The sequence below is a fragment of the Cohnella hashimotonis genome (genome assembly GCF_030014955.1).
Taxonomy (GTDB): Bacteria; Bacillota; Bacilli; order Paenibacillales; family Paenibacillaceae; genus Cohnella; species Cohnella hashimotonis.
Window position 1 is genome coordinate 289,193 of sequence record NZ_JAGRPV010000001.1, and the last position, 26,108, is coordinate 315,300.

20 protein-coding genes are annotated in these 26,108 nt (G+C 56.6%); 11 read left to right on the forward strand and 9 right to left on the reverse strand.

Features of this window, described 5'->3' with window-relative positions; genetic code table 11:
• The first annotated feature begins 110 nt into the window (after positions 1–110).
• Positions 111–698 (forward strand): TetR/AcrR family transcriptional regulator, encoded by a 588-nt coding sequence (locus KB449_RS01210; RefSeq protein ID WP_282906608.1) that lies wholly within the window; start codon positions 111–113, stop codon positions 696–698.
• A 52-nt stretch (positions 699–750) separates the two neighbouring features.
• On the opposite strand, the gene KB449_RS01215 is transcribed toward KB449_RS01210, so the two are convergent.
• The 6 genes from KB449_RS01215 to KB449_RS01240 form a co-directional block, all read right to left on the reverse strand.
• Entirely contained in the window at positions 751–1,686 is a 936-nt protein-coding gene (locus KB449_RS01215; protein WP_282906609.1) for a cation diffusion facilitator family transporter, read from the reverse strand.
• A 535-nt stretch (positions 1,687–2,221) separates the two neighbouring features.
• Complete coding sequence (locus KB449_RS01220; RefSeq protein WP_282906610.1) at positions 2,222–3,421, reverse strand: trans-sulfuration enzyme family protein; 1,200 nt, start codon at positions 3,419–3,421, stop codon at positions 2,222–2,224.
• A gap of 32 nt (positions 3,422–3,453) precedes the next feature.
• On the reverse strand, positions 3,454–4,284 hold the full coding sequence (locus tag KB449_RS01225) for a carbohydrate ABC transporter permease (RefSeq protein ID WP_282906611.1): 831 nt from the start codon (positions 4,282–4,284) through the stop codon (positions 3,454–3,456).
• Entirely contained in the window at positions 4,284–5,159 is an 876-nt protein-coding gene (locus tag KB449_RS01230) for a carbohydrate ABC transporter permease (RefSeq protein ID WP_282906612.1), read from the reverse strand. Before KB449_RS01230 ends, KB449_RS01225 begins: the two co-directional genes overlap by 1 nt.
• An 89-nt stretch (positions 5,160–5,248) precedes the next feature.
• The gene (locus KB449_RS01235) at positions 5,249–6,607 is read right to left on the reverse strand and encodes an ABC transporter substrate-binding protein (protein ID WP_282906613.1); all 1,359 of its coding nucleotides are present in this window, start codon (positions 6,605–6,607) and stop codon (positions 5,249–5,251) included.
• 170 nt (positions 6,608–6,777) lie between these two features.
• Positions 6,778–7,461: a FadR/GntR family transcriptional regulator gene (locus KB449_RS01240; RefSeq protein ID WP_282906614.1), complete on the reverse strand. Its 684-nt coding sequence runs from the start codon at positions 7,459–7,461 to the stop codon at positions 6,778–6,780.
• Positions 7,462–8,069: 608 nt separating this feature from the next.
• Here KB449_RS01240 and KB449_RS01245 point away from each other — a divergent pair.
• The 8 genes from KB449_RS01245 (at position 8,070) to KB449_RS01280 (ending at position 19,833) form a co-directional block, all read left to right on the forward strand.
• Complete coding sequence (locus tag KB449_RS01245; protein WP_282906615.1) at positions 8,070–8,390, forward strand: transposase; 321 nt, start codon at positions 8,070–8,072, stop codon at positions 8,388–8,390.
• 11 nt (positions 8,391–8,401) lie between these two features.
• Complete coding sequence (locus KB449_RS01250; protein WP_282912706.1) at positions 8,402–9,322, forward strand: IS3 family transposase; 921 nt, start codon at positions 8,402–8,404, stop codon at positions 9,320–9,322.
• 398 nt (positions 9,323–9,720) lie between these two features.
• Positions 9,721–11,538 carry a sensor histidine kinase gene (locus tag KB449_RS01255; RefSeq protein WP_282906616.1) on the forward strand — a complete coding sequence of 606 codons (1,818 nt, stop codon included), beginning with the start codon at positions 9,721–9,723 and terminating at the stop codon, positions 11,536–11,538.
• A 41-nt stretch (positions 11,539–11,579) separates the two neighbouring features.
• Positions 11,580–13,160, forward strand: a complete 1,581-nt coding sequence (locus KB449_RS01260) for a response regulator (RefSeq protein ID WP_282906617.1) — start codon at positions 11,580–11,582, stop codon at positions 13,158–13,160.
• A gap of 400 nt (positions 13,161–13,560) precedes the next feature.
• A complete protein-coding gene (locus KB449_RS01265; RefSeq protein ID WP_434082544.1) occupies positions 13,561–14,442 on the forward strand; it encodes an ABC transporter permease in 882 nt (293 codons plus the stop codon).
• A gap of 2 nt (positions 14,443–14,444) precedes the next feature.
• The gene (locus KB449_RS01270; RefSeq protein ID WP_282906619.1) at positions 14,445–15,314 is read left to right on the forward strand and encodes a carbohydrate ABC transporter permease; all 870 of its coding nucleotides are present in this window, start codon (positions 14,445–14,447) and stop codon (positions 15,312–15,314) included.
• A 73-nt stretch (positions 15,315–15,387) separates the two neighbouring features.
• The gene (locus KB449_RS01275; RefSeq protein ID WP_282906620.1) at positions 15,388–16,971 is read left to right on the forward strand and encodes a type 2 periplasmic-binding domain-containing protein; all 1,584 of its coding nucleotides are present in this window, start codon (positions 15,388–15,390) and stop codon (positions 16,969–16,971) included.
• 96 nt (positions 16,972–17,067) lie between these two features.
• Positions 17,068–19,833 (forward strand): glycosylhydrolase-like jelly roll fold domain-containing protein, encoded by a 2,766-nt coding sequence (locus tag KB449_RS01280; protein WP_282906621.1) that lies wholly within the window; start codon positions 17,068–17,070, stop codon positions 19,831–19,833.
• Between the two features lie 22 nt (positions 19,834–19,855).
• Here the strand turns inward: KB449_RS01280 and KB449_RS01285 are convergent, their stop codons facing one another.
• Positions 19,856–20,710, reverse strand: coding sequence for a helix-turn-helix transcriptional regulator (locus KB449_RS01285; RefSeq protein ID WP_282906622.1), 855 nt, complete (start codon positions 20,708–20,710; stop codon positions 19,856–19,858).
• Between the two features lie 179 nt (positions 20,711–20,889).
• Here KB449_RS01285 and KB449_RS01290 point away from each other — a divergent pair, with 179 nt between their 5' ends.
• Positions 20,890–22,950, forward strand: coding sequence for a beta-galactosidase (locus tag KB449_RS01290; RefSeq protein ID WP_282906623.1), 2,061 nt, complete (start codon positions 20,890–20,892; stop codon positions 22,948–22,950).
• 482 nt (positions 22,951–23,432) lie between these two features.
• On the opposite strand, the gene KB449_RS01295 is transcribed toward KB449_RS01290, so the two are convergent.
• Together KB449_RS01295 and KB449_RS01300 are read right to left on the reverse strand one after the other, a co-directional pair.
• A complete protein-coding gene (locus tag KB449_RS01295) occupies positions 23,433–23,852 on the reverse strand; it encodes a DUF4395 domain-containing protein (protein WP_282906624.1) in 420 nt (139 codons plus the stop codon).
• Between the two features lie 260 nt (positions 23,853–24,112).
• A complete protein-coding gene (locus tag KB449_RS01300) occupies positions 24,113–24,952 on the reverse strand; it encodes a helix-turn-helix transcriptional regulator (RefSeq protein ID WP_282906625.1) in 840 nt (279 codons plus the stop codon).
• Between the two features lie 113 nt (positions 24,953–25,065).
• On the opposite strand from KB449_RS01300, the gene KB449_RS01305 reads away from it, so the two are divergent.
• Complete coding sequence (locus KB449_RS01305; RefSeq protein WP_282906626.1) at positions 25,066–26,064, forward strand: Gfo/Idh/MocA family protein; 999 nt, start codon at positions 25,066–25,068, stop codon at positions 26,062–26,064.
• The last annotated feature ends 44 nt before the right edge of the window (positions 26,065–26,108 follow it).

The window sequence follows — 26,108 nt, forward strand, 5'->3', positions numbered from 1 at the left end:
GCGTACCTATAATGGATGAGACAGGTCTGTCTCTTCACGACGAAATGATACAGACAGATCTGTCTCATGTCAATGCATCTTTTTTGACGAATTTTAAGGAGGGGTCGCGGATGAAAAAAGAATCGGCCAGAGACCGTATTTTGCGGGTCGCCTCTGAATTATTTTACATGGAGGGCATTCGGGCGGTCGGCATCGATCGGATCATTAAGGAATCCGGCGTCGCCAAGGCAAGCTTCTATCGGAGCTTCGCGACGAAGGACGATCTGGCGGTTGCCTATCTCGACGCCAGAGACGAGCTCAAGCTGGATCGGTTGGAGAAGCTGAAGAAGCTGTACCCGGACTCCGCCCAGGAACAGCTCTATGCGCTTATACGAGATGTGAGCAAACGGATGAAATTACCGGATTACCGGGGGTGTCCGTGTTTGAACGCGGCAGTCGAATTCCCGGATCCGGATCACCCCGCCCACGTGAAATTGCTGGACATTCAGAGGCGCTTCTGGTCCCGGGTCCAGGAGATTGCGCGAGAAGGCGCGGCGCGACAGCCTGAGGAGCTGACTGCGCAGTTGAGGATGTTGTACGAAGGGTTCGTCATGAAGCGGTATGTGGATGAGTCGGAGCATGACGGCGAGTATTTCCGGAAGGCTGCCGAGCTGCTGCTGGATTTGCACTTCGCGCGGGACAGCCTTCGCGGATCATAAGCGATATGGCTCTTGCGGGTGGACATCTTGCGTGAGGATGAGGCAGACGGGCTTATGCCTGCCTCAGCATAAACGCTTTGCCGTATTCTCCGTGATCGTGCAGGATCGGGTGTTCGATCTGGATCGTCGAATGCGCGATGCCGTATTTGTTTTTCAAAATCTCGTTGATCGCCAAAATGGCGCAGAAGGGCTCGATCCCTTGCTTCACGAAAACATGCGCGGTTAGCGAATAGTGCTCCGTCGTCACCGCCCACAGATGAAGCTCGTGTACGTCCACGACGATGTCCAGGTCGTTAAGATCTTTGCGAATGGCGTCCAGATCGAACTTGTCGGGGACCGATTCCATTAGCACGAGATACGATTCGCGAATAATCTTGGACCCCCCCGCAAAAATAATCGCGCCCACGACCATGCTGATCAGCGGGTCCAACAGGAAGAAGCCGGTAAAGTGGATGACGATCGCGGATACGATAATGCCGATGGAGCTAAGCAGGTCTCCGATAAAATGCCAAAGCGCGCTTTTTACGTTCAGATTGTCTTCTTCCTTCATACTGCGGCTGAGTACGATCGTCAGAACGATGTTCACGACCAGGCCGATGGATGCGATCGTTAACATAATTGGCATATCGACAGTTTGAGGATGGACGATACGCTTGATCCCTTCCACGAAAATGCCGGCGGCAATGATGGCGAGCGCAAGACCGTTCAGAAACGAAGCAATAATCTCAAACCGGAGGAAGCCGAATGTGTACTTCCGATTGGGCTTGCGGGTGGCCATGTAGATGGCGACCATGCTGAGGCCAAGAGCCAGCACATCGGAGATCATATGCGCCGAATCGGAGAGCAGGGCGAGGGAGTTGGACACAAGTCCGCCCACGATTTCTACGATGGTGAAAAACAAAGTCAAAGTCAGCGTAATCCAAAGCGTCTTTTTGGAGGTGTTTTGCTCTTTGACGTGGTCAAGGTGATGGAAATCGTATTGGTTCATGCCCATCTTCCTTTCGTTCTACATTAGAATAATTATTATATAATAATTAATTAAAACTTATCACGATTCGTTCCCGCGCGCAAATGAACATTTTATGGATCCTACAAAAGATTTTCATTCTCAACGTAGGCGCTTCTCTTGGCCAGGCCGACAAAGTTAATTGAAGAAACGGTATCTTTTCGCGTTAAAAGCAAAGAGCCGCCCTCGGTCATTTTCATGACTTTGGACAGCTCGTTTTTTGCATTTTATGCCCGATTAACGCCATACGACAGACTTGCGTCAGGAAAGAGGTATATAGTAGGGACACCGCCTACGCCTGCGCTCTCAGGAATTACAGCGCTACATTACGGGGCCGAGAGGTCACCCGTGGCAAAGAGACGCTGTACAGTGCTACATGGCGGGGCCGAAAGGTCACGCGGGGCAAAGAGACGCTGTATAGCGCTACATGGCGGGGCCGAGAGGTCACGCGGGGCAAAGAGACGCTGTACAGCGCTACATGGCGGGGCCGGCATCCTGTTTTCGCTGCATGCGCACGCTATAAAGTATGGCCTTCCAACATAGGCTCATACAGCTTCGCCCAATTCCGCTCGATATCCGCGATCAGCTCGTCCGGATCCTCGATGCCAATATACATGCGCACGCTTGCCAGCGCGCCGCCGACTTCGGTATCTTTGGCGGGGGCTGCGCCGACGGTGACAAGACTCTCGTAGCCGCCCCAGCTGACGCCGATGCGGAAGTAGTCGAGGTCGGTCGCCCATTGCTTCATTTTCTCCACGCTGTGGCGCGTCACGAACGAGAACAGGCCGCCGTAACCGCTCAGCAGGCGGTCGGCCAGCTCTTTCTGCGGGTAGCCTGCCAGCCCCGGATGGTTGATGCGCACGACGTCCGGCTTGGATGCCAGATGCGCCGCGATCTTGAGCGCGCTGGCCTGGTGGCGCTCGAGCCGCAGGGGCAGCGTGCGAAGGCCGCGCGTAATCAGGGACGCGGTCTGCGGCGCCATCGCGGCGCCGAGATTCAGGTAACTGCGGTGGCCGATCAGGCCGATCAGCTCGCGGCTGCCGACGACGACGCCGCCGAGGCTGTCGCTATGGCCCGAGAAGTATTTGGTGAGCGAGTGCATGACCAGATCGATGCCCATGGCGAGCGGCTTCTGGAAATACGGCGTCGCCCAGGAATTGTCGATAGCCGTGATGATGCCGTGTTCCTTTGCCAGGCTGGCGAGCGCGGGGAGGTCCTGCATTTCGAACAGGCCCGACGTCGGGCTCTCCAGGTAGAACAGCTTAGTATTCGGACGGATCGCAGCCGCGAAGCCTTCCGTATCTTTGCCGTCGATGAAGGTGACTTCGACGCCGAAGCGCGCCGATAGGTCGACGAGCAGCTCGCGGGTCGGTCCGTAAGCCTGGTCGACGCAGACGATATGCTCGCCCGAACCGACCAGCGCGAAGATGACGGCGGAGATGGCGCCCATGCCCGAAGCGAAGCAGCGCGCGCTTTCTCCGCCTTCGAGCCGCGCGATTTTTTCCTCCAGGTACATGACCGTCGGGTTATTGCCTCGCGAGTAAACGGAGGCGGCCAGCACGTCCTGCATCGCCTCATCGAACTTCTGGTGCGTCTCGAATGCGAACAGACTGCTCTGGTAGACCGGCATCGTGATGGCGCCTTGGTGGCGGCTGTCTACCGAATCGTGCGATACTTGCGTATAAAAATGATTTTTGTCTCTCTCGCTTGTTGTCATATATACCTGCTCCTATCCCGCAAGAAACTTGCTCAGCCCTTCTCTGCCCCTTGCGTCAAGCCCTCGACGATATAGCGCTGGGCGAAGGCGAACATGATGATCGTAGGGATAACAGAGATGACGGTTCCGGCTGACATGGATCCCCAATCGATATCGAACTTCAGCACGAATGAATTCATCCCGACCGGCAGCGTCTTCAGCGAATTCGTATCGATGAACATGACGGCCTGGAACAATTCGTTCCAGTTCTGAACGAAGGCGAATATAAACGTTGAAGCGATCCCCGGCAGCATGACCGGGATAATGATGCGGAACAGCGACGTAATCCGCGAGCAGCCGTCGATCATCGCCGCTTCCTCGAGACTGGCCGGGATGCGCTGGAAGAAGCCTCTGAGCATAATGGTCGAGAAGGCGATGGAGCCCGTCGTGTACAGCAGGATGAGCGACATCCGCGTGTTCGTCAGCCCCATGTCCGACATCATCAGGTACAGCGGCGCCAGCGATACGAAGCCAGGCAGCATCTGCGTGAGGAAAAACGCGAGCATGATCTGCTTGTGGCCGCGGAACGAGAAGCGCGCCATGACGTAAGCGCACAAAATCGAGATGACGATGACGGCGACGGCGGACACGATCGACACGATCAAGCTGTTCATGATATACACATGAAACTTGGAAACCGTAAAAATGCGGTCGAAGTTACTGAGAGAAAAATGCGTCGGCCAATACGAGATCGGCAGCTTGAAGATGTCGCCTTTGGGCTTGAAGGCCGTGATGACGATCCAGTACAGCGGGAATACGACCACGGCCAGGTGCAGCGCCAGATAGAAGATCTTTAATCCCTTGAGGGTCGCTTTGACGGCCATCAGAAGTCACCCACTTTCTCGGACTTCGTCACGAACAGGTAGAAAATCGTGTACAGCATCAGAATCGCGAGCATGATGACGCCGATCGCGGACGCCATGCCGTAATTGCCGGCGAGCAGCTTTTCCATGAGGAGGGAGGACAGCACATGCGTGCTCCCGGCGGGACCGCCGTTGGTCATCCCGTAGATGAGCGTCGGGTCGTTGAAAATCCAGATCACGCGCAGCAGCGTCGTGGCGATGATCGTCGGCATAATATAGGGCAGGGTCACGTTAAAAAACTGGCGGAACGCGTTGGCGCCGTCGATATCGGCCGCTTCGTACAATTCGCCGGGCACGGACTGGAGGGCGGCAAGCAGCATGATGGCGAAGAAGGCGATGCCGTACCATACGTTCGCGACGATGACCGAGAACATGGCCCAATGCGGGTCCGATAAGAAGCCGATCCGCTCGTGGATGATGCCGGTCTTAAGCAGCAGGTCGTTGATGACGCCGTATTGGGAATTGAACAGCCACTTCCAGATCAGGCCGATCAGGAACCCGGACAGCGCCCAGGAGTAGAATACGAAGCCCTGATAGACGCCGCGTCCGCGGAATTGCTTCTTGAGCATAAGCGCGAGCGCAAGTCCGATAAAGAACTGAAAGACGAGCGAGAAGAAGACCCAATATACGCTGTTCTGAAGCGCGGTGAGAAACTTGCTGTCGCGGAAAGCCGTCTCGAAATTCTGGAGTCCGACGAAATCGACGTTGTTGAGGTTGAACAATTCGTAATTCTGAAAGGCCATGATCACGCCGCGCAGGAACGGATAAAACGTGAAGACGGCGAGCAGCAGAAATGCGGGAAATAGGCTGAGCCAAATAAAAGTACGCTGTTTCATTCGAAGTCACCGCCTTATAATGCAGGGAATATGGCACGCAGCGCAAGCGCCCGCCATATTCCCTTTGTGGTTAACAGTCGCTCTGCAGCTTATTTCGCGCCAAGTTCCGCTTTCGCATCGACCCAGAACTTGTCCCACTTGGCCAGCGTTTCTTCTACGGTCGCCTTGCCGAGCAGCATTTGTTGACCGGTCTCCATGGACACCGTGCCGAACTTGCTGTTCGCCGGGTAGTTGAACGGAGGCTTGTAGTTGACGAACGTCTTGGGATCGGCCGTCATATCCAGCAGCGTCTTGTAAGGACCGTCATTGAAGTAGGCGTCTTCGGTCGCGGTGCTGTGAATCGGAATCGTGCCGTAGCTCTTGGACCATTCGACGTTCTGCTCGTTGGAGCTCAGGAATTCGATCAGCTTCCAAGCCGCTTCCTTCTTGGTGGAGAAGGACGTAATGCCCCATCCTGCGCCGCCGGCGCTGATCAGCGCGACGCCGCTCGGGCCGGTCGGCATCGGCGCGGTCGCCCAGGTTCCTTCTTCCATGCCTTCCTTCAGCGTGTTGATGACGTCGGGATCCTGAAGCAGGAAGGCCGTCACGCCGGAAGTGAACGCTTGTACTTGCTCGGAGAAGCCCCAGCCGACGGAGTCTGCAGGCGAGCCTTCCTTGAAGAGCTTCACGTACAGGTCGAGCGCTTGCTTCGCTTCGGGGGAAGAATAGATCGACTTGCCGTCGTTCAGGAACATCGCGTCGCTCGTGTTGACGTTAGCGCCGTTGTAAGCCAGAACCATCGTGTCCGGCACGGAGTTCGCGCCAGGGCCGCCGCGGAACGAGAAGCCGTAACGGTTCTTGGACTTGTCGGTCAGCTTGATCGAGGCATCGACCAGCTCCTGGTAGGTCTTCGGTACGGCGATTCCCGCATCTTTCAGCCAATCGGCGCGGTAGAACATTTGACGCTGATAGAGGCCGTTGGAGATGAAGTACAGCTTGTCGCCGATGCTGCCGACGTCAAGAGCCGTTTTCGTTACCGTGGAGAACTCGCTCCAGTTTTTCGTATATTCGTTAAGCGGTTCAAGATATCCGTTGTTGACGAATTCCGCTACGTTGAGGTCACGGGCTTCGACGATATCGATATCTTCCTTGGCGGAGAGCATCGTACGGATCTTGTTGTCTGCTTGGTCGAAAGGAGGCGAGATCAATTCAACATCGATATTGGAATTGGCTTTCTTAAAAGCGTCGATCATCTTTTGGAGCTCGGCAGTCCGGGTGTCGGAAGTCAAGCTTTCGATCATGCGGAGTTTAACTTTCTCTCCGCCGGCAGAATTGCCCGCAGAGGCGCCAGCCGAAGCGCCCGACGAATTCTTGTTGTCATTGCCGCCGCATGCGGACAGGACGAGAGCCAACGCTACAGAAGATACCGCCAATTTTGAAATCGTTTTCATTCCACTTTGTGTGAACATTCGATTCCCCTCCTCTATGGATATCATACCGGCAGACTGTCTAACTATCAACCTGTATGATAGGTATAATCGTAATCTCTGGCCCTATTTTTTGTCAACAGTTTTGTTACCTGGGTGTTAATATTTCTTACAAGAAAATTACTTGCATCGTAAACGCTTATTTTACGCGATTAAATTTCATAGGTTTTAATGATTTCTTCGAGGGAGTTCATCAACTTGTCGAACTCGGACAGCGCCGCCCGCACATCGTGTGCCGCGATCGCTTCGAACATCGTGAAATGGAAAGGGTAGGTCGCATCGAATAATCCCGCGTTGCCTAGCGGCTTGTCGAAAAACTTGTTATAAAGGACGGAAAATGAATCTAAAACGCTTTCTAAAATGGGATTAGCGGCCGCCTTGTTGACGAGTTGATGAAAGGTAAAATCGATCCTGGACGTGCTTTGGCCGTTTTCCTTGAGCCTGCGGTATTCGTTCAGGCACGCTTGGATTTCTTTGATTTGCTTGGGGGTTATTCGCTGCGCGGCCAATTCGATCGCCTTGCCTTCAAGCGCGCGGCGGACGTCGAGGGTCGCGAGGAGCGAGCTGCGCTCAACCTCGATCTTCACCTTGCCGGAGAAGCGGAAGGTGTCCATGTCTCTCACGAAAACGCCTTTGCCGTTTTCGATACGGACCACTTCGTTGGCTTCCAGGTAACGCAGCGCTTCGCGAAGCGAAGAGCGGCCGACGCCGAACATTTCCGTCAATCGATCGACCGAAGGGAGCTTGTCGCCTTCCTTCAGTTCTTTCTCCTGAATATAGTTCTGAAGCTCCTCGGAAACCTGCTCATAGAGATGAATTTTCTGTATCTTCTTCATGAACCTTTCCTTCTTCCCTATTCACCTATCAGACAGGTCAATCATAGTGAAAATGCCCATTAATGTCAATGGAAAATTGGACTACGAACCTCCGGATCGTATCGATAGAGTCGGGCGCAGATTCGGCGGACAGGCGATCCTTTATCTTTATAAAATCGCATGTTTTCGCCGTTCCGCGGACACAGCTTCCGCTATTCATCGCTTCAGGTAACCCGTAGATCCTTTTTTTCAAAAATAGCGGCTTCTCGGTCCGGAACCTCGGCTTCAAGCACGCAAACCCCTCAAATAGCGGCCGCTGAGTACGTCGCTGTATGGGGCGATAGTTGTTAAAAGGCAGTTATTTCGACGGTTAATCGCGGTATAGAGTCGATAGTAGTTAAAAGGCAGTTATTTCGGTGAATTTCTTGCGCGCGGAGTCTTTTTTCCAGAATTAACTGCCTTTTGACCCTTATGTGGAAATTTTAATCATGGATTAAAGAAATAAATGTCTTTTAACACTTATTTGAAATGTTGCCGACTGCGGATACTTGAAAAGCTCCTAGGCCCCCTAATCGAATTGGAGTCCCCCCCTACAATGATTTAAACTAGGGATAAGGGAGATGAGCGGGATGGGAAAAAGGTTAAAGGAAGAAACACGGCTTAGAATTGTTAAGGAAGCATTGGCTGGGGTTAAGGTGGGGGTGCTTGCTCGCATGTACGACATTCACCCCGAAACCATTCGTTTGTGGATACGCGAGCATCGTGACTTTATTCCACCGGAGGACATTCCCTCGGCAGACGAGCATTTGCAAGAAATCCAGCGGTTGCAGGAAGTCGAGCAGCGGTATGACAGAGCGGTTAAAGCGCTTGGTGAAAAAGAACTCGAAATTGAAATTCTGCGTGAACTGCTAAAAAAAACAACCCCCGTTTATCCGAAAAATTCGAAGTAGCAGAACCATTTATTAAACGGGGGGAGCCTGTAGCACGGGTTCTGCGCATTCTCGAGTTGAATGAGTCCACCTATTATGAGCGGCGTAAGCGTGCCGCTCAGCCTGACGCAGAACGCGTCGAGCCGGTCCGCAGGGGACGCCCTGTGCCCGGATACGCCTACAACGAATCGGGCGAGAAAGTCTGCGACGAGCAAATCCAGGAATGGCTGTTGCTACTGCTGGAGGGCGAAGAGCACGTCTATGGCTATAAGCTGTTAGCGCGCTGTATTCGCAAGCAGTACGGGGTGAAGCTGAACAAGAAAAAGGCTTATCGCATGTGCAAGGCACTCGGCATTCTTCAAAAAAAGCGGCAACGCCTACAGACGCATCCTCGGCGATTGCCGAGAAATCACACCATCACCGCATCGAATCAACTTTGGCAAATGGATATCAAATATGGCTATGCCTTGGGTCAGGAGCGTTTCTTTTTCGTACTCAGCATCATCGACGTGTTCGACCGCGTCGTCGTAGGGCAATACCGCGGCCCTGTTTGCGAGGCCAAGCACGCGGTGCAGACCCTGGGGATCGCGCTGCAGCAGCGCCTTCAGCCGGGTGAAGCACTGCCTATCATCCGCACGGACAACGGCCCCCAGTTCGTCAGCAAGCTGTTTCAAGACATGTGCGAGTGCTGGGACATGGTCCATGAACGGATTCCGCCGCGGACACCGAATATGAATGCCTACATCGAGTCTTTCCACAGCATCCTTGAGCGTTGTTTGTTTAGCAATCGTACATTCATGACGCTGGAGGAAGCTTATGAAGCGCTCGACCAATTCATGGATTTTTATAACAACCGTAAGATGCACGGCAGCCTAAAAAACATGGCTCCAACAGCGTTCGCAGCGTGGGTTAAGACATTGGACGATGCTTCAGCCTTTTACAGATCGGTGTAATCGCTTGAAATAACGAGCTGCGCTATGAAATTGGAATCATTGTAGGGTATGACTCCAGTTTTAGGGGGCCTAGCCGAAAGGACCGCGATCTGCGGGGTTACTTGGCCACTTGAGGTCACTCGAGGTCACTCGAGGTCACTCGAGGTCACTCGAGGTCACTCGGAGTAACGCGGCTTTACTCGGTCGTTGTACGCACCGGATTCCCGCAGTGCAGTCAATGAACGCAGGGGGCCACGACCGGCCGACCGATATCAAAATCATAAAAATGCCCTTATTAATCCTATAAAATGTACCTTTGACGAAACGGAAAGGGTCTTGTATATTGGCGTGTAAACGCATTCAAGCTAGTGTGCTTGAACTTGCAAGATTAAAGGGATGATTGAAGGGATGATTGAAGGATGAGAAGCATCGGTTGGATAAGCGGCGTTGCCTCCATAATAAAAAACATGAAGCTGCAGAACAAATTAATGGCAAGCTTCCTGCTCGCCTGCGTCGTTCCGCTGATTGTCGTCAGCGTCCTAATTTTTCGCCAGTCGGCTGCGGGGCTTGAAGAATCTTCGGAGGAATTCGCAGCCTTATATACGTCTCAAATCAGGACCTCGCTTAACGAATTCCTCAAGGAATACGACAAGGTGACGAAGTCGGTTTTGGTGGACAACGAGCTGATCTACAGCCTCGGTGACAAGCAAAACAAGTCCATCGACGAGCAGATCATCCAGAGCGTTGCGGTGCAGCGGCTGCTGATGCGGGTTGCCTTGCTGAAGCCGGAGATCGGCGCCGCGATGCTGATCAGCAGGGACAACGCCGTGTATCAATATACGAACACGACAAGCAAGGTGAACGAAAAATTGCTTTTATCCCAAGCCTGGTTTAAAAAGCTAAGCAACTCGGAGGACACCTTTTTTATTACCGGGCTGCATGACCGCGCTTACTATGAGGATAAAGGAGCCGGCGCCATCGTCACGGTAGGGAGACTGCTGTACCGCTCCGACGGGGCTTATGCGGGCATCCTCCTGATCGATCTGGATCCCTTTTCGCTGCTGCCGCTCGATAACGACTTCGTGCAAGCCCGAAAAAAGTACGGGATGAGCGTCATTATCAGCAATCGGAAGCAGCAGATCGTCTATCATTCCGATGCGGCCAGCGGCCGGTTGTCCTGGGAGCAGGTGCTGGCGTCCGGCGCTGACGAAGTCGGGGGCAACGGGACCAAGGACCGGATCGTCTTGACGGGAAGCACCGCGCAAGGCGAGCTGTCGATCAAGACCGAGATTCCACGCGACAAGTTGCTGCAGAAGATCAACCGGATCAAGGGGACGACCCTGATCCTCATTCTGGCGAGCTGCCTGATCGTCACCTTGATCTCGCTGGGCCTAAGCTATACGATCACGAAGCCGGTCAAGGCGCTGCGCCGAAGCATGAAGCAGGCCGAGGTCGGACAGTACATGCCGATCGAGAAAAAGCAGGCGAACGACGAGATCGGCAGTCTCGTGAACAGCTACAACAAAATGATCGTCACGATTCGCACGCTCATCGAGGACGTGTACATGGCGGAGATCAAGCAGCGCCAAGCCAAATTCCTCGCGCTGCAGAATCAGATCAACCCGCATATGCTCTACAACACGCTCGAGTCCATTCGCATGAAGGCGCTCATGAAGGACGACGACGAGACCGCCGACATGATCAAGATTCTGGCCCGCATGTTCCGGATCGCGCTGGGCAAGGAGGGGCATTCGCATTCGATTCGGACCGAGCTCGAGTATACGGTCTATTATTTGCAGCTGCAAAATATCCGGTTCGACAACATGTTCAAGCTCGACATCGACATCCCGGACGACATGCTGGACAGCCGCCTGATCCCGCTCATTTTCCAGCCGATCGTCGAGAACAGCATCAATCACGGCTTCGAAGGCTACAGCCGGACGATCCATATCGGGATTCGAGGAAGCTGGACGGCGAATGGCGATATTCGGATCCGCATCGCGGACGACGGGAGCGGCATGACGCCGGACAAGCTGGCGGAGCTGCGGGCGCTCGTTGAAGGCGCTGGAACGGAAAAACCGAGGCTTGAATCCACGGACGAGCCGTCGAGCAAAGGGCTCGGCCTGAAAAATATCGCGGAGCGGATCAAGCTTCAATACGGCGAGCCTTATGGCTTGAAGCTGGATTCCGATCCCAAGAGCGGGACCTCCGTCGAGATTTTAATTCCGAAGAACTGATTGTCGGAGATGACGAAGCGAAACGAAAGGAGCGATAGCGCGTGAACATCGTGCTGGTAGACGACGAAAAGGGTATCGTGGCGGGACTAAAGAAAATGATCGGCCGACATATTCCGGAATGCGAAGTGATCGATGTCGCCTACAACGGCATGGAAGGCTACGAGCTTATTCATCGGCTGCGCCCGGATATCGCGATTACGGACATTCGCATGCCGCAGTCCGACGGACTGGATATGATTAAAAGGCTGATCGATGCGGGCAGTCCGACCAAGTTCATCCTGCTGAGCGGCTATGCCGACTTTGAATATGCGCGCCAGGCGATGCAGCTGGGCGTGCGATTTTATATCAACAAGCCCGTCGAGGAGGAGGAGCTGCGGGATTGCGTACGTCAGGTCCTGGCGTCGATTCGCGCGGACCGGGACAAGCTGCTGGAAGTGGACGCGCTCAAGCAGGAGGTGCACAATCGCAATCAGGAAAGCGCATTGAGGGACATTTTCGAGATAGGCGCCGACCACGGAGAGCTCGCGGAGGAGCTCCTTCGCCTCGCCGGGCTGCCCGCGGACCACTCCCGGTTCGTATGCGTCCTCATGGAGTTCGACGGAAGTGTCGAGCGCGTGAAGGAAACCGGGCTGGAGCCCGTTTACCGGCACATCGAGCAGGCCTTGGCGAAGTATAAAGGCTTGTATCGCTTCCGCTATTCGGGCGCGCAGTTCGCAGTTCTGGCGGCCCACGACCAGGATATCGGTTATGACGATTTGGTCGGATCCGTCCGGCAGCTGAAGGAAGCGCTCGGTCGCGAATTGAAGCTGAATTTTGCCGCCGGCATCGGCACGGTGCACCGACGCGCGTCGGGCATCAGCGAGTCCTTCGAGGAGGCACGGCATGCCCTGGGCTACAAGGTAATCAAAGGGACGGATGCCGTCATTCCGTACCCCGATATCCGTATGGACGAAAAGCGTCTGCCAATCGGCGCAGAACGAATGGCGGAGCTGGAAGCTGGCATCGAAAACTTGGACGAAGCGGGATGCGCGGATGTGATCCGCGGGATATTCAGCGAGATGGAGACCGCGCCCGGCATGAGTCCGGCAGATCTAAGGCTGCAGTGCGTCAATATCCTGCTGTCGAGCGCGCGGACGATGTCGGTCGAACAGCTCCGGCAATCCGATTTTTTGGGACGGCATCTTTTGTCGCTGGAGGCGGTCTCGAAGTTCAAGACGATCGCATGCTTCGAGGAATGGACGGTCCAGGCGATCGGGGCGCTTATCGCGTTCAAGCGGGAGCATCAAATGCCGAAGAAAAAGGACCTGATCGCCGAGATCAAGGCTTACGTGACGGAGAACTTCGATCAGCCGATCAGCCTTGCCGACCTTTCTTCGCGTTTCTACATCAGCCCGATCTATTTGAGCCAGATTTTTAAGCAGAAAACAGGGGAGACCTACGTGAGCTTTCTGGCGAAGGTCCGGATCGGCAAGGCGAAGGAGCTACTGGAGCGGACCGATCTGAAGGTGTATGAAATATGCCAGCGCGTCGGATATTCGGACACCCAATATTTTGCGCGGCTGTTCGAGAAATGGACCGGCCTCAAGCCCACGGAGTACCGCAAGCGGCAGCCTAATATGTGATCTTATCTACCACGCCAACCACGCCATTCGGGGTGGTTTTCTTTAGCCTGCCGGCCCGCCGCGCCAATCTAGCTCTATCTGGAGCTACATGGCTCATGCCCCCGGCTCGCCGCGCCGATGTAGCTCTATCTGGAGCTACATCACGCATCCGGTCCGCCCGCCGCGCCAATCTAGCTCTATCTGGAGCTACATGGCCCATGCCCCCGGCTCGCCGCGCCGATGTAGCTCTATCCGGAGCTACATCGCCCGCATCGCCCATTTTTTAATCCTAAAAATGCCCCTGCTTAACCTTGATTCTGTCCGATTGAGGCAAATCGACGCCGCGGATATCATTGAGTTGTAAGCGAATTCAAGTCAGGAGCAAGGAGGGGCAAGGTTGAGAACAGCTGCACTGCATCGGATGAAAGTGTATTGGCCGTTGTACGCGATGGCGATACCCGGAATCGTTTTTCTGATCCTATTCAAATACATTCCGCTGGCCGGCGCTGTAATCGCATTCAAGGATTACTCCGTTTTCAAAGGATTCGTCGACAGTCCCTGGGTGGGCTTCAAGCATTTCGAAACGCTGATCCACCATCCCGACTTCGCCCGCGTCTTCGGCAACACGTTAATGCTGGGACTGCTCAAAATCGTACTCGTGTTCCCGGTGCCGGTGCTGCTCGCGCTGATGATCAACGAGATCCGCAAGTCGGCGCTGAAAAAGGGCGTGCAAACCGCGCTCTACATTCCGCACTTTCTGTCCTGGGTCATCGTATCCGGCATTGTCTTCGATTTCTTCTCGCTCAGCGGATTGTTCAACGTCGTCCTCGGCTGGTTCGGGCATGAGCCCGTGCTGGCGATGCAAGAGAGCGGGTACTTCCGGATCATCTACGTCATTACCTCCATCTGGCGGGACGCGGGTTGGGGAACGGTCGTCTACATGGCCGCGATCAGCGCGATCGACCCCCAGCTGTACGAATCCGCGATGATCGACGGCGCCTCCAAGGTGCGGCAGATTCGCCACATTACGTTTCCGCTCCTCCTGCCGACCGTCCTGGTGCTGTTTCTCCTCGAGATCGGCAACTTCCTGGACCTGGGCTTCGATCAGGTGTTCAACCTGCTCACGCCGATGACCTACAGCGCCGGCGACATTTTGGACACGTACGTATTCCGGACGGGCATCCAGCAGGCGCAGTACAGCTTCGCCACCGCCGTCGGCTTGTTCCAGTCGGTGGTCGGATTTATCCTCGTGTTCGTCTTTAACCGGTTGTCGAGAAAAGTATCTGATGGGGGGCTCTGGTAGACGTGTCTGAAACGAGAAGCGAAAAAGTATTCGTATCCGCCGTCACCGTGCTGCTCATCCTGTTGTCGGCGCTCGCGCTCATCCCGCTCCTGTCCGTCGTCGCCACGTCGCTAAGCTCCAAAAGCGTCGTCGACATGAACCTGGTTACCATCTGGCCCAAGCAACTGACGCTGGATTCCTGGCGCTACATCATCGATCGGCCGGACCTGTGGCGGTCGTTCGCCCTGACGCTCGGCTCGACGTTAATCGGCACCGTGCTGGCGCTGCTGATGACGGCGCTGCTCGCCTACCCGCTGTCGAAGCCGGAGTTCCGCTGGGGAGGCGTCGTGATGATCGGCGTCGTCGTCGCGATGATTTTCAAGGCGCCGATCGTCCCGTATTTTCTCACCTTGCGTGGGCTCGGCCTCTACAACAACCCGCTGGTGCTGATCGTCCCGCATGTGCTGAATCCGTTTAACCTCATTATCATGCGAACGTTTTTCAAGCAGTTTTCCAAGGAACTGGAGGAAGCGGCTTTCCTGGAGGGCTGCGGGTACTTCCGGATGCTGTTCCAATTCGTGCTTCCGCTGTCCAAGGCCGTACTCGCAACGCTCGCGCTATTTTACGGCGTCGTGCTGTGGAATCAGTTCCAGCATCCGCTCCTGTTCCTGCAAAATCCGGATTGGTTCCCGCTTCAGATCAAGATCCGGCAGTTCATCACCGACGATAACGTCATCATGTCGGGGGCGGTGTCGTCGGCCGATCTGAACTATAATGAACGGACGCTAAGGGCCGTCACCGTCATTTTCGCCATCATCCCGATCGTCGCGGCGTATCCGTTTTTGCAGAAGTACTTTGTCAAAGGGGCCATGATCGGCTCGGTAAAAGGGTAAAATATGCCTTCAGGTTTAGCGGCTAATCGCCTAAACATATTATTTCCGCATCCATTTTAAGGGGGAGCAACGCATGAAGATGAAAAAGATGGGGCTGCTGTCGGCGGCCGCGCTGCTGGCGGTCGTCACTGCAACCGGTTGCAGCGGAAGCTCGAATTCCGCCGAGGGAACTTCTTCTCCAGCCGCGCAGAGTCAAGCCGGCAGCGACGCGGAGATCGTCGATATCGAAGTATGGGGGACGAACATCGGCTACAAGCCGGTCGACAAAGGCAGCAAGCTGTACGAGCTGTATAAGGAGAAGCTTGGCGTAGGCGTCATCAACCCGTATGTGGAATGGAACGGCGGCACCAACTACCTGAACCAGCTGAACCTGAAGATCGCCGCGAACGAGATGCCGGACCTGTTCACGCCGCAGCAGGGCATCGAAGACAGCCTGGCAAAAAACGGCGCGATCGCCGATCTGACCGACCTGCTGCCGAAGTACGCGCCGAACGTCCTCGCGGTCATCCCGGAGGAAATGTGGGATATCGTCAAGGCGAACGATCCGACCGGCCAGGGACGGATCTACTACATTCCCGGCTCGGTCGATTACGGCAGGTACGCCGGCATGATCCGCCAGGATTGGCTCGACAAGGTGGGCCTCGCGATGCCGACGACCCAGGACGAATACGTGAAGGTGCTCGAGGCGTTCAGGGACAAGGACCCGAACGGCAACGGGCAGAAGGACGAGCTGCCGACGGGCGGCCGTCAGGAAGCGCGGTGGATGGACCATCTGTTCGCGATGTACGGCGTCGCGATGTTCGAAGGCTATCCGGACTGGGATCTGTACGACGGCCAGCTGACGTACGCCGCGGTGACGCCGAACATGAAGGCCGCGCTGGCGTTCATCGCCAAGCTGTACAAGGACGGCCTGATGGATCCGGAAACGCTGCTGAACGACAAAGCCAAGTGGGACGGCAAGATTACGTCGAACAAGGCCGGTAACTACTTCCACTGGGTCGAGCAGTTGAATCTCAACCTGGAAAATCTGCAGAAGAACACGGGCGTGAAGGCGCAATTTTCCGTACTCCCAGTTCCTAAGGTTGAAGGCTACGACGGCTTCTACACGTGGAAGCGCGTCGGTCCGCCGCAATGGGTCGTCAAAAACAACAAAGACGAGAAGAAGCTGATGGCGACCTTGAAGCTGCTGAACAACATGTACGACAAGAACAACTGGAAGGACCTGTACCTCGGCGTGGAAGGCATGCATTATTCGATGAAGGACGGCAAAGCCGTCAAGCTGCCGGACGACAAGAGCACCCAGGAAAATCAAATCCTGAACCCGTACTCCAGCTCGGCTACGCTTGCGTTCACGACCGATCTGTTCAACAGCACCGCGTCCGCAGACAGCAAGTGGATCGCCGATCAGGTAACGGCAAACATGCAGGAAGCGCAAAAATACGCCAAGGTCATCGCCGGAGACGGCATGCCGGCCAGCGTCTACGAGGGCTACGCGGATATCAACAACCGCACGCTGTTCATCGAATACGCCAGCAAGATCATTCTCGGCAAATACCCGATCGACAAGTTCGACGAGTTCGTGGAAAAGTGGAACAAGTCGGGCGGCGAAGAAGTGACGAAGCGCGCCAGGGCTTGGTACGAGAAAGTGAAAAAGTAATCGAAGAAGGAATTCGTTTGCAGGTGATGCAGATCCTGATCCGCCCGGCTCGAAGACGGGCGGATTTTTTAATGAGGCGAAGCAGGGGGTTACAAAATGAATGATCGACTTCAGGAAGTGCTTGAAGGCAAAGGGCAAAATTACATTCTTCCGTTTCTGTGGCAGCACGGGGAGGAGGAGCGGGCGATCCGGGAAGAGCTGGCCCGCGTGCATGAAGCCGGCATCGGGGCGGTCTGCATCGAGTCGCGTCCGCATCCCGATTTTCTCGGTCCGAAGTGGTGGGCGGACATGGACATCGTGATGGACGAAGCCCGCAAGCGCGGCATGAAGGTATGGCTGCTCGACGACGATCACTTTCCGACGGGCCATGCGGTGGGGAAGGTCAAGGCCGCACCGGAAGCGCTGCATCGCGTATTCTTGGGCGAGCGCCATATCGATGTCGTCGGCCCAGCCCGCGGCGCGTCCTTGCTGCTGGATACGCTGCTGCTGAGCGGGCTCCGGCCGACCGTCTCGACGCCGGGGAGCGCGAGCGGTAAAAACAAGCTGATCTCCGTCGTCGCGGTACGCCGGGATTCGTCGGGAGGCTCTTTGCTCGCCGACTGCGTTGACATCACGGACCTGGTGCAAGACGGGGTCCTGTACTGGGACATTCCCGAGGGCTACTGGCGCGTTTTTATCGTATCGGAAAACAAGGACGGCGGCAGCCAAGCGCAGGCGGATTATATAAACCCGCTGCATCCGGATTCCGTGCGGGTACTGATCGATACGGTATACGAGGCGGTTTATTCTCGATACAAAGCGGATTTCGGGAAGACGTTCGCCGGATTTTTCTCGGACGAGCCTGGATTCTACAACGACAAGACGACATTCGACTTCGACTCGAAGCCCGGCAAGCAAGGGATCGTACTCCCCTGGAGCGCCGAGCTGCCGGCGCTGCTGGCGCAGGCGCTGGGCGACGACTACCGCGAGCGGCTGCATCTCCTCTGGCATGATGCGGGAGAACGATCGCATGCCGTGCGGTACGCCTATATGAACATCGTCAGCAAGCTTTACGGGGAAAACTTCTGCAATCAGATCGGCGCGTGGTGCAGCGAACGCGGCGTCGAATATATCGGGCATGTGCTGGAGGACAACAACGTGCACGCGAGGCTGGGCTCCGGGGCCGGACACTTTTTCCGCGCGCTCGCGGGACAGCATATGTCGGGCATCGACGTCGTGCTATGGCAAATCGTTCCAGGCTTCGACGAAGTGCCTTTCCGCTGGCCGGCGGGGGAGACCGACAGCGAGTTTTTCCACTATGGCCTGGCCAAGCTCGGCGTCTCGCTCGCGCATATCGATCCGAAAAAACAGGGGCGGACAATGTGCGAAGTGTTCGGCGCCTACGGCTGGGCGGAAGGGCTCAAACTGATGAAGTGGCTCACGGACCACATGCTCGTGCGCGGCGTGAACTACTTTGTGCCCCATGCCTTTTCCCAAAAGGCGTTCCCGGATCCGGACTGCCCGCCGCATCTGTACGCGGACGGGAAAAATCCGCAGTACCGCTACTACAAAATTTTAAACGACTATACCAACCGCATCAGCCATCTCCTGTCCGGCGGCAGGCATGCGGCAACCGCGGCAGTCCTGTACCATGCCGAAGCCGAGTGGTCGGGGCCGGCGATGTATTTTCACAAGCCCGTAAAAGTGCTGATGCAGCGGCAAATCGATTGTGATGTCATTCCGGCCGATGTGCTACTTAAGGGTTCGAGCGTACGCGAAGGCAGACTGCGCGTGCATCTGGAGGATTACGCATGCCTGATCGTACCGTATGCGGAGGCGCTGCCGGCGGCCTTGATCCGGCGTGTCGTTCAACTAGCCGGGCAGGGCGTAGCCGTTCGTTTCGTCGAAGGGCTGCCGGCCCGGTCCAGCGAGGGCGATGAGGTGAGTGCCGAGCTGTCGCTGCTTGCCGGACATCCGAACGTGAGTGTAGTCGCTCTGGACAAGCTGGCGCCGGGGTTAATCGAAGACGGACATTACGATATCCGCGCCGACGCCTACGAGCCGTATCTTCGGAGCTATCGTTATGTGCATGACGGATTGGAGACGTTCATGTTTTTTAACGAGCATCCGAACCGGACTGTTCGCACCAAGGTTGCGCTGCCCGTCGAAGGCGACGTGTATGCCTACGATGCATTCATAAACCGGTTAACCAGATTAAACGTCGAAGACATTAACATTAACGGCGTTAACGCGTGGAAAGGGACTTCGATCTCGCTTGTTCTCGAGCCGTACGAATCCGTTATCGTGCTTCAGGGTTCCGGTCTTACGGCGTATTCGGCAATTCCGCGACCTTCCGCAGGTGAGGCAAGTTCGGCAAGTTCAGCAAATTCTTCGGCAGGTTCGGTAGGCTCGACGATCCAGCTGCGCGGCGAATGGACCGTATCCATCGCAGATGCCGAGCGATACCCTCAGTTTACGGCATGGGGCAAGCTGACCGGGCTGACGGATATGAGCGGGCCGGAAGCGTTGCCGCGATTCTCGGGAACGATCCGTTACGAGGTCGATTTCGAGTGGGACGAAGACCGATCCGAGCGGGGCGAGTTCGAGTTGGACGAATCCGGCGCCGGCGAGGTTTTGCTCGATTTGGGCGAGGCGTACGAGACGGCGGAGGCGTGGCTCAACGGCGAGCGAGCGGGCGTACGAATCTGTCCCCCGTACCGGATGGAGGCAACAGGCCTGCTCAGGAAAGGCAAAAACCGTCTGGTCGTGGAAGTCACGAATACGCTGGCGAAGGAGCAGCGGGACTTCCTGTCCGCCTATGCGCAGCAGGAGCCGAGCGGGCTGCTCGGGCCCGTTCGGCTCATAAAGATGCGGAAGGGGTGACCGGCGGCGCGCAGCAAGACCGTTAATCGGCACCGGTCAGATGCAGATTCCGAAACTGGAGCGGGGTCATGCCCTCCGTACGCCGGAAGCACGAGCTGAAATAACTCGCCTGCGAGAAGCCGGTCTCCAGCGCGATTTGCTTGACGGACAGCTGCGTGGAGGCCAGCAGGCGCTTCGCGTGGATTAGCCTGGATTCCAAAAGGAAGTCCGGAAACGATTTTCCGAACGTCGCGCTGAACTTGCGGCTGAAATGGTGCGCGCTGTAGCCGGCCAGCGCCGCCGCCTGTTCAATCGTAAACGGCTCGCGGCTGCGGGCGCGCACGTAATTGGCTGCCGTACGGATCCGGTCTGCGGCGGAGCTGGCGGGAACGTTCAATCGCGACGACGTTTCCTGCAATCTGGCCAGCAGCTCATAAAGCGTCCCGGCCAGGCTGTATTCGTCGTCGATCTGGTAGTACCGTCCCAGCCCCAGCAATCGATCGAGCAGCGCTTCGACAGGGGGCAGGTCCGACAGGGCGAACAGCCACGGTCCGTCGAGCCCCTTCCCGTCGAGCAGCTCCTCGAGGCGTTCGCCGAAGAAATGCACCCACCTGATATGCCACGGTTCGCCGGCATCGGAGCGGTACACCTGCCTGAGGCCGGGGCCGTACAGGAACCCTTGTCCCCGCGTCAACTCGTAGCGCTGTCCGTCCGTCTCAAGATATCCTTTCCCGTCCAGCACGATATGCAAATTGTATAGGCGGTCCATACGGCTCTCCTTGGTCCGGTATTCGCGGCTCACGGCATGCTCCGGAAAATGGCTGTAGCCTCCGATAAAATCCGGAAAGCAAACATGCCTGGGAAACAAGGGCTTCGGCAGGAAGATATGCTCGCGCATGGCACGCACCTCAATCCACGGAATTTTAAAGGGTGAAGGTAAGATTGCGGCAACATCGGTCAGTTGTCGTTGTCCCGATAACAACATTTTAATAGAAGTCGCACGTATTTGTCATTTAAACGCGGCAGTGACTCCTCTAAAATGTAGGTATCGATAAGCGAGGGGAGCCGAACAAAGCGATGGCAAAATCGATCCGAATGGATGAACTGCGGCTGGGCGTCTGCTACTACCCGGAGCATTGGCCGGAGGATCTGTGGGAAGACGACTTCCGCCGCATGCGGGAGATGAACATTACGGTCGTGCGCATGGCGGAGTTCGCCTGGGCGATGCTGGAGCCGGAGGAGGGACGCTTCGACTTCTCCTTCTTCGTTCGGGCCTTGGACCTGGCGCACGCGAATGGCATCCAGGTTATTCTGGGCACGCCGACCGCGACGCCGCCCGCCTGGCTGACGCACAAGTATCCCGAGGTGCTGAACGCAAGCGTGGACGGCGTTATATATCGGCATGGCATGCGGCGCCACTACAACTATAGCAGCCCGCTCTACCGGCAATTTTGCGAGCGCATCGTACGCAATATGGTGGAGGCGTACAAGGATCATCCGGCGGTCATCGGCTGGCAGATCGACAATGAGCTGAACTGCGAAACGAACGTTTTCTACGCAGAAGCCGATCATGTCGCGTTCCGCGAGTGGCTGAAGGAGCGTTACGCCTCGCTCTCCGCCTTGAACAAAGCGTGGGGCACCGTCTTTTGGAGCCAGACTTATACCGATTGGGAGCAGGTCCATCTCACGCGGCCGATGGTCAATCCATCGCCGAATCCGCATCTGGCGCTGGACGAAAAGCGGTTCATCTCCGACAATACGATCTCGTTCGCGAAGCTGCAGGCCGACATCATCCGCGAGCTTGCGCCGCAGCACTGGGTGACGACGAACGGCACGTTCGGCCATCTGGACAATCATGAACTGACGGACCGGCTGCTCGATTTCTTTTCGTACGATTCGTATCCGCAATTCTCGACGATCTTCCCGGGGGACGACGACAATCCGCTTCGGGACCGCGGCTGGAGCATGAGCCTGTCCAATGTCCGATCGATGTCGCCCAACTTCTGCGTCATGGAGCAGCAATCCGGGCCGGGCGGCTGGGTGAACCGAATCGGCATGAGCGCGCCCCGGCCGGGTCAGATCCGGCTGTGGTCGTATCAGTCCGTTCTGCACGGCACCGACCTGCTCGTCTACTTCCGCTGGCGGACGGCCACGTTCGGCACCGAGATCTATTGGCACGGGATCAACGACTACCATAACCAGCCCAATCGCAGAGTGCGCGAGGTTGCGCAGGTCGGCGACGAGTTCCGGAAAATAGGCGCAGCGGTGGCCGGAACGGTGTACCAGGCAGACGTCGCGATTATGCAGGATTACGACAACCTATGGGACGGAGAGTTTGACGAGTGGCACGGACCGCTGCGCTGGCGGAGCATGGGGGCGTGGTACAAGCAGCTGCAATACCGTCATATTCCCGCGGACGTGATCACGCTGCGCCCGGCGACGACGCTTGCGGATCTGGCCAAGTACAAGGCGATCGTATATCCGCATCCGGCGATCATGAGCGACGAGACCGCGAAGCTGCTTACGCAGTACGTCGATCAAGGCGGACAGCTCTTTTTCGGCGCGCGCACCGGGTACAAAAATCTCGACGGCCACTGTTACATGCGGCCCCTTCCCGGCCCGGTGGCCGAGCTTTGCGGGATTAACGTAGAAGACTTCACGTTAATTAAGGGCACGGTATCGGCTGCGCAAGTGCAATGGAAGGACGGCCGCTTGCCAGCCGGCACGAAGGCGGAAGGCTTCAATGAAGTGCTGCGTGTCGAAGATCCGGACACCGAGGTTGTAGCAGAGTACGCGAGCGAATACTACGCAGGAGCGCCTGCGCTGACGAAGCGCGCGGCGGGCAAGGGGCAAGCCTGGTATTACGGGGCTGCTTACAGCGAACCGGTCGTCGATGCGCTGATCGATGCGCTGGGGCTCGCGTCTCCGGCTTCCGATCTGCTGGATGCGCCGGCCGAGGTCGAGCTTGGCATTCGGTCTGATGGGGCGCGGAGCTACCTCTTCCTGCTGAACTACGCCGACCGGCCCGCGGCGATCCGCTTCAAGCAGGCCGCGCGCGAGCTGCTGACGGATGAGCTGATGGCGGGCGAGCGGGAGCTGCCGGCGTATGGCGTCATGGTACTGGAGCTTGAGGCTTGATCTGTGGTAAGGATTGAACATAATTGAACGTAAAAAGATCGCCGATTCACCTAAGCCTATGGCTTGGGGAACGGCGGTCTTTTTAGGGCTAGCGATTGGGAATGGTAAGCGCGCTTTCCGCGTGTCGAAGCTGTTCGGACGTTTGCCGGGTCGAATTAACTGCATTTGTACATGTATTTTCTGCCGGCCAATGGTACCTGATGAAATGCGCAAATGTGCAGGTAAATTACAGGCTGAAGTCGGAAATGGGGCGGATGGAGGGAAATACATGCACTTTGCAGCTATCCTGCTCAAAAGGATCGAGAACATCGAAATTAGATGTATATTTGCAGGCGTTGCGGCGAAGGAGCGACGCGCCGGCGATAGGCGGGGACCCATCTGACGGCTGGCGTGACGACTGGTGTGTCGGCTGTCGGATGAGCCATCGATAAGCGTACCCCGCAAAACAAATTAAGATTGACGGATGAGGTCGGCTATTCGGCTTACGAATGACGAATCCGTCGTCTCGCGAGGAATTGCTTGTATTGAAAGTAAACCGTGCAGCCGATGCAGTACCCGAGCAGGGCAGCCCCGGCGGCGGCCAGCAGCATGACGGCGAACGCATACCCGGCGACGGTCCAGCCCAGCGAGAAGCTGAGGACGGCCAAGCTCAGGAAGATGACCGCGAGCGAATTGTTGAAGCGGGCCAGCTCCAGCGCTTGCGTTTCTTTGCCTGCCGTCTTCAGCCAAGGCTTCGCGATTCTTACAAATAAGTTGTACTTGCCGCCCGTCGCGAGGCCGACGACTTCGATCAGCCACAGAACGGCCAGTATCCACAGCGGGGCGAAGAAAAAAGACAAAACGGCGAACAAAACGATGCCGGTCTGGTTGGACTTGATATAAGGCATAGGGACTTCCTTCATCGGAGCGCCTCCCGTGTGTCATATTAATTCCAAGTTAGACTATCGGAAAGGATAAGTCAATGCGGGCTTTTACAAGGAGATGAGTAGCTGCGCAAGCGCCTGGCGTTCCCTCGGTTGTCGGGCACCCTGGGTCGCATTCCTCGTTCGATCGTTTCTTGGAATCATGGAGCCAAATACAACTGGGCGGTTGAGGCCTTCTGTCCGATCCCGAGCTCATCGCAAGTCGGAGCTGTGAAGATTGGTTTCTGGAATGACGCCCTCTAACGGAAGGCGTGAAGCTGGCGATAGGCTGCCGGCGTCACGCCTTCTTTTTCCCTAAATCGTTTGATGAAATAGCTAATGCTCGGATAGCCGCACAAGCTCGCGATCTCGCCGACCGGACGCTCCAGGTCGTCCATCAGCTGCTGCTTGGCATGTCGTATGCGGCATTGCGTGACGAAGTCCATCGGCGACATCTGGGTGAATTTGCGAAACAGCTTGCAGAAGTAATGGGGAGTAACGCCGGCTTTGGCCGCCCACGACTCCAGCGAAAACGGCTCGCAAGCGGCGTCCTGCATGGCGGGAAGCAAATCCCTGATGAGCCCCTGCGCGTCTCGGCTTCTACGGAAACGATAGGGCACCGCCTGTACCGTAAATTCGGCGAGCACGCCGTAGGCTGCCGTAGAGAGGGCCGAAGGGTGGAGCAGCTTGGGGTTGTCGACCTCGCGGATGAGATGCGCCAATTGCGCTTCGAGCGCGTCTCCTTGGCGCGTGGACCAGATGACGGATCTTCGAAAGCCCTGTTCCGTCAGAATCTCGGGCAGGCGATCGCCGTAAAAATGCATCCAAAAAACGTCCCAAGGATGCTCCTCGCCGGTTCGGTACCTTTGGGGCTGATTGGGAAAATAGAGAAATGCATCGCCGGGATAAACGGGTTGCCAGCGCCCGTCCGTTTCCACGAACCCTTCGCCCGCTTTGACGTAGTGCAGGTTGAAATAGGGGAACGAATCGGCCGGGCGCTCCGCCCGGTGATCCGGTTCGTTCAGGTATCGTCCCGCGGATTCAGGGAATATGAGAAACGGATTGGGATCCATCAGCGGGAGCGTCAAGTGGGTTCTCATCGAAATCCTCCGGAGCAATATCGTTATATCGCATACAAAATAATGTCATATACAGTGCTTGGTAGCGATCCTATAATGACAATATTACAGCATTAGTAAAGAGGTGGCTAGCTATGAAAAGGAAGCTGCGCTGGGGAATCGCCGGGTGCGCGGGAATTGCGGTCAACGCCGTGATGCCGGCCATTCAGTCTTCAGAAACGGGCGTAATTGCGGCCGTCGCCAGCCGGGACATAAGCAAAGCGAAGGCCGCGGCGGACAAATTTGGAATCGACCGGGCATACGGCAGTTACGAGGAGCTGATGGAGGATCCGGATATCGATGCCGTCTACATACCGCTGCCGAATCATCTTCACCGGGAGTGGACGATCCGCGCCGCGGAAGCGGGCAAGCACGTGCTATGCGAGAAGCCGCTGGCATTGACGGCACGGGAAGCGGCAGAGATGGCCGAGGCCTGCGCACGATCGGGCGTCCATCTGGCGGAGGCGTTCATGTACCGTCATCATCCGCGAATCGGACAGATCCGGCATATCGTCGGCTCGGGGGAAATCGGGTCGCTGCGCGCCCTGAACGGAGCGTTCACGTTCAACAATGCGAGCGACGCGGCGAACATTCGTTATCGCAGCGATTGGGGCGGAGGATCGCTGTACGACGTAGGCTGCTATCCGCTCAGCGCCGCGCGGCTAATCGTCGGCAGGGAGCCGGAGGCGGTCACCGTCCACGCGATGTTTTCCCCGGAGCACGACAACGTCGACATGATGGCCTCGGGTCTGGTCGAATTTTCGGACGGCATCGCGCTGACGTTCGACTGCGGCATGTGGGCGGCATTTCGCCAGACGCTCGAAATCGTCGGCACGGACGGGCGTATATTCGTGCCGCACGCGTTCTTGACCGGGGCGGATAATGCCGGCTTCGAGGTCCATGGAACCGGCGGCTCCCGCATCGTTCAAGCGGACGGCGTCAACGCTTATCGGCTCGAAGTCGACGACTTCGCAAGCGTCGTCGCCGGCGAGAAGGAGCCGGCGTTCCCTGCCGATGATGCGCTCCGCAATATGCGCCTGCTCGAAGCCTGCCTGCAGTCGGCCCGGAGACGCGAAAGGATAACGCTCGTATAAACGGCGCGCCGTCGCAGGCCGCCGAAGGAGAAGGGGAACAGGCA